Here is a 12,894-nt window from a genome sequence, read left to right on the forward strand (position 1 = left end):
AATGGTGGGCGATGACGGGCTCGAACCGCCGACCCCCTCCGTGTAAAGGAGATGCTCTACCAACTGAGCTAATCGCCCAATCTCATGCTTATCTACACTGCGAGTCTACCGAAGTAGATGGTGGGTGATGACGGGCTCGAACCGCCGACCCCCTCCGTGTAAAGGAGATGCTCTACCAACTGAGCTAATCACCCCCGCTGTGTGGAGTCGCATTATAGGGAGAGTTGAAAATGAGTCAACGCATTTTCTAAAGTTTTTATTCGTTCGTCGTAAAATTAGTCAAAACGATCGCAAAACGGACTGTGGCGCATGATTTATAAACAAAAACAGCAATCTCGAACCGGATAAAGTGATCGACATTGAGGAATCGGCCCACAGTGATAGAATATTGCCCATTGTTTTCTTCCCGGAATTTGCCGATTACCGGCATCTTTATAACGTAAGGCCATTTCATGAAAATCAAAACTCGCTTCGCGCCGAGCCCGACAGGCTATCTGCATGTCGGTGGTGCACGTACCGCTCTCTACTCCTGGCTTTTCGCACGTCACAACAACGGTGAGTTTGTGCTGCGTATTGAAGACACCGATCTGGAGCGCTCAACGCCGGAAGCAATTGAAGCCATTATGGATGGGATGAACTGGCTGAATCTGGCGTGGGACGAAGGCCCATACTTCCAGACCAAACGTTTTGACCGCTATAACGCCGTAATTGACGAGATGCTGGTGGCAGGCACGGCCTATAAGTGCTACTGCTCCAGGGAGCGTCTGGATGCGCTGCGTGAAGAGCAAATGGCAAAAGGCGAAAAACCGCGTTATGACGGTCGTTGCCGCCATGACCACAGCGAGCATGCTGCGGATGAGCCTTGCGTAGTGCGTTTTGCTAACCCACAGGATGGCTCTGTTATCTTTGATGACCAGATCCGTGGCCCGATCGAATTCAGCAACCAGGAGCTGGATGACCTTATCATTCGTCGTACTGACGGATCGCCAACCTATAACTTCTGCGTAGTTGTGGACGACTGGGATATGGAAATCACTCACGTGATCCGTGGTGAAGACCATATCAATAACACCCCGCGTCAGATCAACATTCTGAAAGCGCTGAACGCGCCTGTACCGGTGTATGCGCACGTATCAATGATCAACGGTGACGACGGTAAAAAGCTGTCCAAACGTCATGGCGCGGTGAGCGTGATGCAGTACCGTGATGACGGCTATCTGCCGGAAGCGCTGCTGAACTACCTGGTGCGTCTGGGCTGGGCTCATGGTGACCAGGAGATCTTCAGCCGCGAAGAGATGATCGAGCTGTTCTCTCTGAACTCTGTCAGCAAATCAGCCAGCGCGTTCAACACTGACAAACTGCTGTGGCTGAACCATCACTACATCAATACCATGCAGCCAGAATATGTGGCGACTTATCTGCAATGGCACATTGAACAGGCAAACATCGATACCCGTACGGGCCCTGAACTGGCGGATCTGGTGAAGCTGCTTGGCGAGCGTTGCAAAACGCTGAAAGAAATTGCTGAAAGCTGCCGTTACTTCTATGAAGAGTTTGACGCGTTCGACGCCGACGCGGCCAAGAAACACCTGCGTCCGGTTGCGCGTCAGCCGCTGGAAGTGGTGCGTGATAAACTCGAAGCCATTACCGAATGGACTGCGGAAAATGTTCACCACGCGATTCAGGCTACCGCTGATGAGCTGGAAATTGGCATGGGTAAAGTCGGTATGCCGCTGCGCGTTGCGGTGACGGGGGCAGGCCAGTCTCCGGCGCTGGACGTGACCGTTCATGCCATCGGCAAATCACGTAGCGTTGCGCGTATCAACAAAGCGCTGGGCTTTATTGCTGAGCGTGAAAGCCAGCAGTAATACTCGTGTAATACAAAAAACGGCAGGGTAACCTGCCGTTTTTTATGCCTGTTATTCAGCAATACCAAGACGCGTGAGAAAACCCTGCAACCCTTCACGAGCGAGCAACTTGTGCAAACGTTCCTGTTCGACAGTCGTCATGTTTTCCAGCGAGTCGATAATTTGTGGAAGCAGGCTGGATGAGGTTGCCACGCCGTAGTGGGAAGGGCTTTCCGCCACATGGTAAACAGCCCGACGGTTACGAATGGCGGGAAGACTAATGATGTGCTCCTTAACGTGCGCATCAATACATATCACCCTCGCTCTTCCGCCTTTTACACCGTTGATACCCTCCGTTTTCCATCCTTTCTGTCGTATCCAGCGATTAACGGTTTGTCGGGCTACGCCCAGACTGTCCGCCAGCTCTTCCGTGGTCATTTTGCTGCGTAATCTTTTCATATCAGCGTTGGTCGCGAATCCCTAAACGTTGTAACAAGCCGGTAATCCCTTCCCGCAGTAACAGCGATGTCATCTGCTTTTGCTCTTCCGGCGTCATTTCATTCGCCAGCGTCAGGAGCAGGGCATGAAGCGAGCCCTCGTGGTACGCCTTATCTGGCAGTTCCGGCGTCTCTGTTGCCCTGCGCGCGCTGCGAATAAAGTCGCGCACTTTTTCATTGACGTGTACCAGACGCGCCTTGCCACCCTGAACGCCTGGCTTTGGCGATGTAATCCAACCCTCTTTGCGTACCCATTTATTGATGGTCTGTCGGCTATAGCCAGTCAGCAGGGCTAACTCTTCTGGCGTCATTCGTTCCTTGATCATACAATTTCCTGAATATCTGTGGGGTTAATTAGTGGTTCATTTTATAGCACCGTTTTACGTGAAAACGTGACAAGCTTAACTCCTGGCTGCGAGCAGGCTCGCAAAGTGATTCATTTGCATGATTTTTCGGCGATTGAAAGGCGGAGGCTGAATTTGCCGTTGACACTCTGCGGCGGAATTCATATTATGCCGCCCGTCAACATGACAGCTTTACGACGGGGCTATAGCTCAGCTGGGAGAGCGCCTGCATGGCATGCAGGAGGTCAGCGGTTCGATCCCGCTTAGCTCCACCAAACTCTGAACCCAACAGAGTGCGGTAGGTAAAGTAACATGTGGGGCTATAGCTCAGCTGGGAGAGCGCTTGCATGGCATGCAAGAGGTCAGCGGTTCGATCCCGCTTAGCTCCACCAAAATTTAAACCCTCGTCGCAAGACGGGGGTTTTTTTATATCTTGTAAAATATTTTAGACTGTTTTTGTTGCAATTAACGTCGTTTTCTACACCTCACCTCAATCCAAATCAATAAACAAGTCTATAAATAGACCTGAACTTGATTCGTGTTATTAATAAACCTATTATCCATGCGGTCAATGAGACGATGGTAAAATAGATTATCCGGATTAATGAATAGAAAAATTTACAATAATGTAAAGATATTTATGATTGCCCTGGCGCTAAGCCTGATTGCGATTCCTTTTTCTCGTTATATCTCTCCACGGGCCATCGTCAGCGAAAATGATGTTTATCTGGCGTGGTTGCCCTTAAGTGCCATGCTCGCCATCGTGTTGTTATTTGGACGACGGGCAATCATTCCTTTGCTGTTTGGTTTTAGCGTTACTAACATTTATAACCTTGATTTAACGCCGCTACAATCAGCCGTATTATTATGTTGTCAGACGTTTTCCGTTTTCGCCGCCTGTGGCGTCATCCGGCTGGTGCTGGGCAAGCGCTGGCGACACAGCATACCGAATAAGTACATTGGCATACGTATTTTCTGGCTCGGATTTATGGTGCCTGTGGGCATCAAATTATCGATGTATCTGGCGGGATATTTATTTGATTTCCCGGTGACAATCTCCTCCTATTTCGGCGAAGGCTCTGCAATTTATAACGTTATCGATATTCAGAGTCTGATTTGTGCCGCCCTGATTTTCACCATGATGTTCTATTATCCGTTAAGAATGATTATTAATCCTCGCTATGCCCGAACATTCTGGCGGCGAAGCGTGAAGCCCCTCTTTTGTCACAAAAAAGCGTTATTTATCGTTGTGTGGCTGATGCTGTTGATCTCGATGATCGCTATTTTATGCGCGCCTTTTGAGTCGCAGTTTATTGCGGGTTATTTGATGCCAATCGTTTTCATTCTTTTCACCCTGGGGATTGGTCGTCTGAGCTATGCGCTCATCTCTTTATTCTGGGCGGCCTCGGCGCTCATGCTGTTGACCTATAATTATAATTTTCTTAATGGCGTTGAATCGGGCCACTCGCTCTCCTTTATCCTGTCGGTGCTTATCTCTTTCGCCATCTGCCTGCTTTACATGTCGCGGATCTATCAGAAAAGTGAATGGCTGAAACAGGGGTGGCAGGAGAGGGCGCTTACCGATCCGCTCACCGGTCTGCCTAACATTCGTGCGCTGGAAGTGTTTTTACAGCACCATCCCGAGGCCAAAGTCTGCTGCCTGCGCCTGGATAATCTCGAATTCCTGAGCCGTCACTACGGCATCCTCATGCGTGTACATTGTAAAAAGATGATAACCGCGTCGCTGCAACCGTTATTGCAAAAAGACGAGAAGCTCTTCCAGTTGCCGGGCAGTGAGCTGGTAGTGGTCTTGCTGGGTCCGGGCACGGCTGAACGTCTGCAATATATGGTTGATCATCTGAACAGCCGTAAGATTATCTGGAACAAGACTGAGCTCGACATCGAGTTTGGCGCCTCCTGGGGTGAAGTGCCGGATGGAGAAAGCCTGCATCACACGCTGGGTCAGCTGAGCTGGCTCTCCGAGCAGTCCTGTGCCGGGCACAACGTCCTGGCGTTAACCAACAGTCTGGATGATGTCTCCGGTCAGACGACGGACAGAGTGCTGATGCTGGCCCGCATAAAACGCGCCCTTGATATCGGTGGGCTTCACCTTTACGCCCAGCCAATCCATAACGCGCGTGGGGAAGGGTACTTTGAAATCCTCTCAAGGCTTGAAAGCGAGGGTGAGATCATCACGCCTGATCGCTTTATTCCGCTGATTGCTCAGTTTAACCTGAGCCACCGATTTGACCTGAACGTGGTGGAAAAATTGCTGATGTGGATACGCAGCCATCCGTCCGAACGGGCCGGAACGCGGTTCTCCGTAAATCTGATGCCGCTGACGCTGATGCAAAATGAGATTGCGGCTGAGATCATCGCGCTTTTTGAACGCTACGCCATTGCGCCGCAAGATATCGTCATTGAGATCACCGAGGAACAGGCTTTCTCTGACTCGGGAAGCAGCATCAACAATATCCAGCAGCTGCGGGATTACGGCTTCCGCATTGCTATTGATGACTTTGGTACCGGCTATGCCAACTTTGAGCGCCTGAAGCGGCTGGAGGCCGATATCATTAAGATCGATGGCTGCTTCGTGAAAGATATCTGCACCGACAGCATGGATGCGATGATCGTGCAGTCCATTTGCAACATGGCCAAAACGAAATCGCTTTGTGTGGTGGCTGAATATGTGGAATCGGCTGAACAACGCGAGATGTTGCTGCGATTCGGCGTGGACTATTTGCAGGGCTATTTGATTGGTAAACCACTGCCCCTGACGGCGCTGGAGGCATAAAAAAAACCGGGAGCGATGGCTCCCGGTTTTTATTGCACGGTATGAATTACAGAACCAGTGCTGCAATAGAGGCAGACAGGACGCTCACCAGCGTTGAACCGTAAACCAGCTTCAGGCCAAAGCGAGAAACGACGTTACCTTGCTCTTCGTTCAGGCCTTTAATCGCACCAGCGATAATACCGATGGAAGAGAAGTTCGCGAAGGAGACCAGGAAGACGGACAGGATCCCTTCCGCACGAGGGGAGAGTGTGCTGGCAATCTTCTGGAGATCCATCATCGCCACGAACTCATTGGAAACCAGTTTCGTTGCCATGATACTGCCCACCTGCAACGCTTCGTGAGCGGGCACGCCCATCACCCAGGCAATCGGGTAGAAGATGTAGCCCAGAATACCCTGGAAGGAGATACCGAGTACGGCCGCAAACAGGGCGTTCAGCGCAGCGATCAGCGCGATAAAGCCAATCAGCATCGCGGCGACGATAATTGCAACCTTGAAACCCGCCAGAATGTATTCACCCAGCATTTCGAAGAAGCTCTGTCCCTCGTGCAGGTTTGACATCTGAATGTTCTCTTCGCTGGCATCCACGCGGTACGGGTTAATCAGCGAAAGCACGATAAAGGTGCTGAACATGTTCAGAACCAGCGCCGCAACTACGTATTTTGGTTCCAGCATGGTCATATACGCGCCCACGATAGACATGGAAACGGTAGACATTGCGGTTGCCGCCATGGTGTACATGCGGTTACGGGACATCTTGCCGAGAATATCTTTATACGCAATGAAGTTCTCAGACTGACCCAGGATCAGCGAGCTGACTGCGTTAAAGGATTCCAGTTTGCCCATGCCGTTAACTTTCGATAACAGGAAGCCGATCGCACGGATAACCACCGGCAGAACGCGGATGTGCTGGAGGATACCGATCAGGGCAGAGATGAAGACGATAGGGCAGAGCACCTTCAGGAAGAAGAAGGCCAGACCCTGATCGTTCATGCTGCCAAAGACGAAGTTTGTCCCTTCGTTGGCAAATCCGAGCAGTTTTTCGAACATTTCGGAGAAGCCTTTCACGAAGCCCAGGCCTACGTTGGAGTTCAGGAAGAACCACGCAAGTAAAACTTCAATGACCAGCAGTTGGACAACATAGCGAATACGAATTTTTTTGCGGTCTGTGCTGACCAGCAATGCAAGTGCAGTAACGACAACGAGTGCCAGGACAAAATGAAGGACGCGGTCCATATTTGCTCCAAATATGAGGCAGGTTTAATTTCCGTGCACATTCTATGTAACAAGCACAAAGAAAACGAGATCAAGCCCACACTATAGTTACATCCTGTGACGAGTCTCAAAAATAGTGATCAACAAGACATTTTTGTTATGTTAGGTAAATGAGTGAAAAGTTAAGTTTGTGTGCTACGCTTCACAAATGTCTGCGCATTTTCACATTCTGTGACCTTGCTCCACCTGCCTGTCTATCGTTCCTGACTATCAGAGAAATCATGTTAACCGTTACAAATGAACTTGATAATCATTCTCATTTTGATAGCATAAAACATAGCAAAGGCTATATTTCCAGAGGCAGAAATGACGAATAGTCGCGTAGAGAGTAGCAGCGGCAGAGCGGCACGCAAGCTGCGGTTCGCATTAATGGGACCGGCATTCATTGCCGCGATTGGCTACATCGATCCGGGTAATTTTGCGACCAACATTCAGGCCGGGGCCAGTTTCGGCTATAAACTGCTGTGGGTTGTGGTCTGGGCCAATCTGATGGCGATGCTGATTCAGATGCTCTCCGCGAAGCTGGGTATTGCTACCGGAAAAAACCTGGCGGAGCAAATCCGCGATCATTATCCACGTCCGGCAGTTTGGTTTTACTGGGTTCAGGCGGAAATTATCGCCATGGCCACCGATCTCGCCGAGTTTATCGGGGCGGCGATCGGCTTTAAGCTTATCCTGGGCGTCTCCCTGCTTCAGGGGGCCGTGCTGACCGGTATCGCCACTTTCCTGATTCTGATGCTCCAGCGGCGGGGACAAAAACCGCTGGAGAAAGTCATCGGCGGCCTGCTGCTGTTCGTCGCTGCCGCCTATATTGTTGAGCTGATTTTCTCCCAGCCGAATCTGGCGCAGCTGACGAAAGGGATGGTGATCCCGTCGTTACCCACTTCTGAAGCCGTTTTTCTGGCTGCGGGGGTGCTGGGGGCGACCATCATGCCGCACGTCATTTATCTGCACTCTTCATTAACCCAGAATCTGCATGGCGGGACGAGTAAAGAGCGCTACTCCGCCTCGAAATGGGATGTGACTATCGCGATGACCATTGCCGGATTTGTGAATCTGGCGATGATGGCGACCGCCGCCGCCGCGTTCCACTTTAACGGGCATACCGGGGTTGCCGATCTCGACCAGGCTTACCTGACGCTGGAGCCGTTGCTGAGTCATGCCGCTGCCACTATTTTTGGTTTAAGCCTGGTTGCTGCGGGTCTTTCATCTACGGTTGTGGGGACACTGGCCGGGCAGGTGGTGATGCAGGGGTTCGTACGTTTCCATATTCCGCTGTGGGTTCGCCGCTCGGTCACGATGCTGCCTTCCTTTGTTGTGATCCTGATGGGGCTGGATCCGACCCGCATTCTGGTGATGAGTCAGGTACTGCTAAGTTTCGGGATTGCGCTGGCGCTGGTGCCACTGCTGATCTTCACCAGTAATAAATCGCTGATGGGCGAACTGGTGAATTCGACGTGGGTGAAGCGCGCCGGGTGGGCCATTGTGGTCGTGGTGGTGGCGTTAAACTTGTGGTTGCTGATAGGCACAGCCGCAGGCCTGTAAAAGAAAAAGGAGCCGGAAGGCTCCTTTTTGTTGTTAATGGTGATGGCCGTGACCGTGGCCTCTGCCTTTTCCATGACCCCAGCCGCCACGGCGGTCGTCACGATCGTTCCAGCCTTCGCGGTAGCCGCGTTCGTAAGCCTTACGCTTATCCCAGCCACGGTGATAGCCGTTATCGTGTTTCCACCAGCGGTTTTGACGCCATTCATAATGGCGATGCCAGTAGTCACGGTCGCGCCAGTAGCCACCGTCCCAGTATCTGCCGTAGTCATCACGATCGCCAATTTGTAATTTAATCGATGGCAACAGGGTGATTTCGCCCGCACTGGCGACCAGCGGGGCCGAAGCCAGTAATACCGCTGCAAGAATCAGTGACCTGAACATACTCTTCTCCTTCACGATCGGGGCCGCTGTGCGACCTGTTAACGCAATTTTACGAGTTGGTAAACATTCGTTTCATCGCCTCAACTCCTAAATCAGGAACGAGAGCACTTTTTGCTAAAAGTGTTTTTAATCTGAACTGGACAGGATCGTATCTATCGTCTTCAGCTCTTCTGCCGTGAACCGACAATTTTCAAGCACGCCTGCTGCATCTTCAATTTGTCCGGTCTTGCTTGCGCCGATGAGCACGGATGTCACCGCATCGTGGCGCAGGATCCAGGCCAGTGCCATTTGCGATAGCTTTTGCCCCCGGTTTTCCGCCAGCGCATTCAGCTTGCGTACCTTTTCCAGCTTTTTGTCGGTGATCTGCTCCGGGTTAAGGAACTTACTGCCGCTTGCTGCGCGAGAATCCGCCGGGATACCGTTCAGATAGCGATCGGTCAACTGTCCGCCCGCCAGGGGGGAGAAGGGGATACATCCCACCCCTCTATGCTGCAACACGTCCAGCAACCCCTCTTCAGGCGCACGTTCAAACATGGAGTACTTCGGCTGGTGGATCAGACATGGCGTGCCCAGATCCTCCAGTATTTCAATCGCCTGCCTTGCCACTTCTGCCGGGTAGTTGGACAGACCGATGTACAGCGCCTTGCCCTGACGCACCACATGGTCAAGCGCTTTCATGGTTTCACGTAGCGGCGTTTGTGGATCCGGGCGGTGGTGATAGAAAATATCGACATACTCCAGCCCCATACGCCTGAGGCTCTGGTCCAGGCTGGCGATCAGATATTTACGTGAGCCCCAGTCGCCGTAAGGCCCGTCCCACATGGTGTAGCCCGCTTTGGTGGAGATGATTAGCTCATCGCGCCAGGGCAGGAAATCCTCCTGCAAAATGCGCCCGAAATTACGTTCGGCCGAACCAGGAGGCGGGCCGTAATTATTGGCAAGGTCAAAATGCGTAATACCCAAATCGAAAGCACGCTGTAAAAGTTGACGGCTGTTTTCGAGTAACGTCGCGTCGCCAAAATTATGCCAAAGCCCCAGCGAGATGGCGGGAAGCTTAAGGCCGCTTTGCCCACAGCGGCGATATTGCATTGTCTGATAACGATTTTTGTCAGGCTGATAACCCATTGGCGAGACCTCTGGCGCTGGAAAGAAACATCAGTGTATACGTTTACACTAACCTGAAGAAAATGAGCATAGCTCAGCTTTTTTCGTAAAGCATTCTTTCCAGACCCTGATTGTCGCCAATTCTGGACACGCTTCACGCTTATTTAATACTCAGAGTGAGGTCAACGTCAGAAGGACACTTATAATATGCGTACCCCCTATTGCGTCGCCGATTACCTGCTGGACCGACTAACAGATTGTGGTGCCGATCATCTGTTTGGCGTGCCAGGCGACTATAACCTGCAATTTCTCGATCACGTGATAGACAGCCCGGACATCTGCTGGGTGGGCTGTGCCAATGAACTGAACGCGTCTTACGCCGCAGACGGCTATGCCCGCTGTAAGGGCTTTGCCGCGCTCCTGACGACATTCGGCGTTGGGGAGTTAAGCGCCATGAACGGTGTGGCGGGCAGCTTTGCCGAACATGTTCCCGTCCTCCATATTGTGGGGGCCCCGGGTATGGCGGCGCAGCAGCGAGGAGAGTTATTGCACCATACGTTGGGCGACGGCGAGTTCCGCCATTTCTATCATATGAGCGAACCCATCACCGTTGCACAGGCGGTACTTACCGAACAAAACGCCTGCTATGAAATTGACAGAGTCCTGACCACTATGCTGCGGGAGCGCCGTCCGGGCTACCTGATGCTGCCCGCTGATGTGGCGAAAAAAGCCGCTACGCCCCCTGTAAGCGCTCTCACTGTTAACCCCGCACCGGCTGATTCAGCCTGCTTGCAGGCGTTCCGTGAGGCTGCCGAAAAGCGCTTGTCCACGAGCAAACGCGCCGCGCTGTTAGCGGACTTCCTGGTACTCCGCCATGGTCTGCGCACGGCCCTTCAGACGTGGGTGAAAGAGGTGCCGATGGCACACGCCACCATGCTGATGGGCAAGGGCATTTTTGACGAACGACAGAGCGGTTTTTACGGCACCTACAGCGGATCGGCGAGCGCCGCGCCGGTCAAAGAGGCCATCGAGGGGGCTGATACGGTGCTGTGTATTGGCACGCGCTTTACCGATACGCTCACTGCCGGGTTTACCCACCAGCTGACGCCAGACCAGACGATAGAGGTTCAGCCACACGCGTCCCGCGTCGGCGACGTCTGGTTTACGGGTATCCCGATGAGGGAGGCCATTGAAACGCTGACAGCGCTGTGTAAAACCTATGTTCGTGATACGCGAGCGCCATTGGATCACAGCGGCTTTTCGTTCCCGACTATCGAAGGGGCGCTGACTCAGGAGAGCTTCTGGCGTACCCTGCAAACGTTTATCCGCCCCGGAGACATTATTCTGGCTGACCAGGGAACGTCTGCTTTCGGCGCTATCGATCTGCGTTTACCGGCGGACGTGAACTTTATCGTCCAGCCGCTGTGGGGATCGATTGGCTACACGCTGGCGGCAGCATTTGGCGCGCAAACGGCGTGTCCGAACCGACGCGTGATAGTCCTGACGGGTGACGGCGCCGCGCAGTTGACCATTCAAGAGCTAGGATCGATGCTGCGCGACAAGCAGCGCCCGATTATTCTGGTGCTTAACAACGAAGGATACACGGTGGAAAGGGCCATCCACGGGCCGGAGCAACGCTATAACGACATTGCCCTCTGGAACTGGACGCAGATCCCGCAGGCGCTGAGCCTGGCGCCTCAGGCAGAGTGCTGGCGCGTCAGCGAAGCGGAAGCGCTGGCGGAGGTGCTGGATAAAGTGGCACACCATGAGCGGCTTTCGCTGATCGAGGTGATGCTGCCGAAAGCCGATATTCCGCCGCTGCTGAGCGCGCTGACCAAAGCGCTGGAGGCGCGCAATAACGCCTGATTACCTGTCGTTTCGCCATCCCATCAGCATCGGTTTGCCCGCCAGCAGGAGCCAGGCGGGCAACATCACGATACAGAGCAGCGGCAGAAGCGTGGTATCCGGCACGACAACGGCCGCCATAAACAGGCTCAGCCACGCATCGCGCGTGACTACCAGTACCAGCCCCAGAATGGAACAGGAGACGGTAATTGCCGCAGGGACAGCATCAACGTGCTCATGCAGCATCAGCCCCAGCGCGACGCCAACAAATACCGCCGGGAAGATACGACCTCCCCGGAAACCACAGGCCGCAGCGACCACCAGCGCCGCCAGTTTTACCAGCGCGAACAGCAGATAATCGGAGACGCTAAAGACCTGGCTGAAGGCCAGCTGCTGCATCTCGTCCAGACCCTTAAACAGCGTAACCGTCCCGCCGATGGCGCCTAAAACGCCCAGAATAAAACCCCCCATGCCCAGAATCAGCACCGGATGCTTCAGCCTGTGCATCAGGCGATGCAGGCGAGGGAGACACCACACCGCGACCATCCCCAGCGCAATGGCGATCGCGACGACGACGGCACCGCTGAAAATATCGGTGAGTTGCATCTGGCCGTAGTGGGGGATGGTGAGTGAAAAATGGGGATGGAAAAACAGGCTGGTGGTGAGGGCTCCCGCAGCGGCGGCCATTAGCGGCGCGAAGAGTTTATCCCACAGCGGTACTTCATGATCACTGCTGAGGGTTTGCGAAAAAATGAGCGCAGCCGCGACCGGAGTGCCAAACAGCGCCCCGATGGTGCCTGCTGACGCCAGGATCGTCCAGTCCAGCGCACCAACGCGCGGAAAAAGACGCGCCCCCAGAAAGACCGCCAGCGCGATATTAACCGCCATAATGGGATGTTCAGGCCCGAGGCTTACGCCGCCCGCAAGACCGATAATCAGCGCGATAATAAGCCCCGGCAGAGCAGAGGGAGAGACAGGGGCGCCAATCAAGGGTTCCAGTGCCGGGTCCGGCCCGGCATGACCCGGGCTATAGCGGATCACCAGCCCTACGGCAATCCCGGTCAGGGCCAGCATCATCATGATCCACCCCGGCGAGTCAATGCTGATGCCGAGTTTTACCGGAAGCGCGGTCCATAAAATCGTTTGCAGCACCGCCGCCACTTTCATGACGACGATGAGCACCAGGCTCGACGCCACGCCAATAATCAGCGCCGGGACAGCCAATAACAGCATGGTTCTGGCTCGCGGATGGAGCATGATGATT

10 protein-coding genes and 4 tRNA genes are annotated in these 12,894 nt (G+C 53.4%); 6 read left to right on the forward strand and 8 right to left on the reverse strand.

Going from position 1 to position 12,894, the window contains the following annotated elements; translation table 11 throughout:
- Positions 1-2: 2 nt before the first annotated feature.
- Positions 3-78, reverse strand: a tRNA-Val gene (locus SK58_RS08910).
- Positions 79-118: 40 nt separating this feature from the next.
- A tRNA-Val gene (locus SK58_RS08915) sits at positions 119-194 on the reverse strand.
- Positions 195-452: 258 nt separating this feature from the next.
- Here SK58_RS08915 and gltX point away from each other — a divergent pair.
- The gene (gltX, locus tag SK58_RS08920; RefSeq protein WP_015572231.1) at positions 453-1,868 is read left to right on the forward strand and encodes a glutamate--tRNA ligase; all 1,416 of its coding nucleotides are present in this window, start codon (positions 453-455) and stop codon (positions 1,866-1,868) included.
- Between the two features lie 51 nt (positions 1,869-1,919).
- On the opposite strand, the gene SK58_RS08925 is transcribed toward gltX, so the two are convergent.
- Positions 1,920-2,306 carry a YfeC-like transcriptional regulator gene (locus tag SK58_RS08925; RefSeq protein WP_017383469.1) on the reverse strand — a complete coding sequence of 129 codons (387 nt, stop codon included), beginning with the start codon at positions 2,304-2,306 and terminating at the stop codon, positions 1,920-1,922.
- Position 2,307: 1 nt separating this feature from the next.
- Complete coding sequence (locus SK58_RS08930) at positions 2,308-2,670, reverse strand: YfeC-like transcriptional regulator (protein ID WP_015572232.1); 363 nt, start codon at positions 2,668-2,670, stop codon at positions 2,308-2,310.
- 217 nt (positions 2,671-2,887) lie between these two features.
- Here SK58_RS08930 and SK58_RS08935 point away from each other — a divergent pair.
- From SK58_RS08935 to SK58_RS08945, 3 genes are all read left to right on the forward strand, one after another.
- A tRNA-Ala gene (locus SK58_RS08935) sits at positions 2,888-2,963 on the forward strand.
- A 41-nt stretch (positions 2,964-3,004) separates the two neighbouring features.
- Positions 3,005-3,080: transfer RNA gene (locus SK58_RS08940), tRNA-Ala, on the forward strand.
- A 212-nt stretch (positions 3,081-3,292) separates the two neighbouring features.
- A complete protein-coding gene (locus tag SK58_RS08945; RefSeq protein WP_048219704.1) occupies positions 3,293-5,482 on the forward strand; it encodes a sensor domain-containing phosphodiesterase in 2,190 nt (729 codons plus the stop codon).
- A 46-nt stretch (positions 5,483-5,528) separates the two neighbouring features.
- Here SK58_RS08945 and nupC read toward each other — a convergent pair whose 3' ends face one another.
- Complete coding sequence (gene nupC / locus SK58_RS08950; protein ID WP_006811440.1) at positions 5,529-6,716, reverse strand: nucleoside permease NupC; 1,188 nt, start codon at positions 6,714-6,716, stop codon at positions 5,529-5,531.
- A 345-nt stretch (positions 6,717-7,061) separates the two neighbouring features.
- Between nupC and SK58_RS08955 the strand changes: the two genes are divergently transcribed.
- The gene (locus SK58_RS08955; RefSeq protein ID WP_023295104.1) at positions 7,062-8,300 is read left to right on the forward strand and encodes an Nramp family divalent metal transporter; all 1,239 of its coding nucleotides are present in this window, start codon (positions 7,062-7,064) and stop codon (positions 8,298-8,300) included.
- 33 nt (positions 8,301-8,333) lie between these two features.
- On the opposite strand, the gene SK58_RS08960 is transcribed toward SK58_RS08955, so the two are convergent.
- Both SK58_RS08960 and mgrA read right to left on the reverse strand, forming a co-directional pair.
- Positions 8,334-8,681, reverse strand: coding sequence for a DUF2502 domain-containing protein (locus SK58_RS08960; RefSeq protein WP_015572233.1), 348 nt, complete (start codon positions 8,679-8,681; stop codon positions 8,334-8,336).
- Between the two features lie 126 nt (positions 8,682-8,807).
- Positions 8,808-9,806 (reverse strand): L-glyceraldehyde 3-phosphate reductase, encoded by a 999-nt coding sequence (gene mgrA, locus SK58_RS08965; RefSeq protein ID WP_045327731.1) that lies wholly within the window; start codon positions 9,804-9,806, stop codon positions 8,808-8,810.
- Positions 9,807-9,992: 186 nt separating this feature from the next.
- Between mgrA and ipdC the strand changes: the two genes are divergently transcribed.
- A complete protein-coding gene (gene ipdC / locus SK58_RS08970) occupies positions 9,993-11,651 on the forward strand; it encodes an indolepyruvate decarboxylase (RefSeq protein ID WP_045327733.1) in 1,659 nt (552 codons plus the stop codon).
- Here ipdC and SK58_RS08975 read toward each other — a convergent pair whose 3' ends face one another.
- Positions 11,652-12,887: an ion channel protein gene (locus SK58_RS08975; protein ID WP_048219706.1), complete on the reverse strand. Its 1,236-nt coding sequence runs from the start codon at positions 12,885-12,887 to the stop codon at positions 11,652-11,654.
- Positions 12,888-12,894: the final 7 nt, after the last annotated feature.

The organism is Enterobacter sp. BIDMC93 (assembly GCF_001037805.1).
In the GTDB taxonomy this organism is placed as follows: Bacteria; Pseudomonadota; Gammaproteobacteria; order Enterobacterales; family Enterobacteriaceae; genus Enterobacter; species Enterobacter hormaechei_C.

What these genes read in the sequence shown, in the direction of transcription:
- SK58_RS08945 (WP_048219704.1), top strand. Translation starts at nt 3,293, where the DNA reads ATGAATAGAAAAATTTACAATAATGTAAAGATATTTATGATTGCCCTG.
- SK58_RS08925 (WP_017383469.1), bottom strand. Translation starts at nt 2,306, where the DNA reads ATGAAAAGATTACGCAGCAAAATGACCACGGAAGAGCTGGCGGACAGT.
- SK58_RS08960 (WP_015572233.1), bottom strand. Translation starts at nt 8,681, where the DNA reads ATGTTCAGGTCACTGATTCTTGCAGCGGTATTACTGGCTTCGGCCCCG.
- nupC (WP_006811440.1), bottom strand. Translation starts at nt 6,716, where the DNA reads ATGGACCGCGTCCTTCATTTTGTCCTGGCACTCGTTGTCGTTACTGCA.
- SK58_RS08975 (WP_048219706.1), bottom strand. Translation starts at nt 12,887, where the DNA reads ATGCTCCATCCGCGAGCCAGAACCATGCTGTTATTGGCTGTCCCGGCG.
- gltX (WP_015572231.1), top strand. Translation starts at nt 453, where the DNA reads ATGAAAATCAAAACTCGCTTCGCGCCGAGCCCGACAGGCTATCTGCAT.
- mgrA (WP_045327731.1), bottom strand. Translation starts at nt 9,806, where the DNA reads ATGGGTTATCAGCCTGACAAAAATCGTTATCAGACAATGCAATATCGC.
- SK58_RS08955 (WP_023295104.1), top strand. Translation starts at nt 7,062, where the DNA reads ATGACGAATAGTCGCGTAGAGAGTAGCAGCGGCAGAGCGGCACGCAAG.
- SK58_RS08930 (WP_015572232.1), bottom strand. Translation starts at nt 2,670, where the DNA reads ATGATCAAGGAACGAATGACGCCAGAAGAGTTAGCCCTGCTGACTGGC.
- ipdC (WP_045327733.1), top strand. Translation starts at nt 9,993, where the DNA reads ATGCGTACCCCCTATTGCGTCGCCGATTACCTGCTGGACCGACTAACA.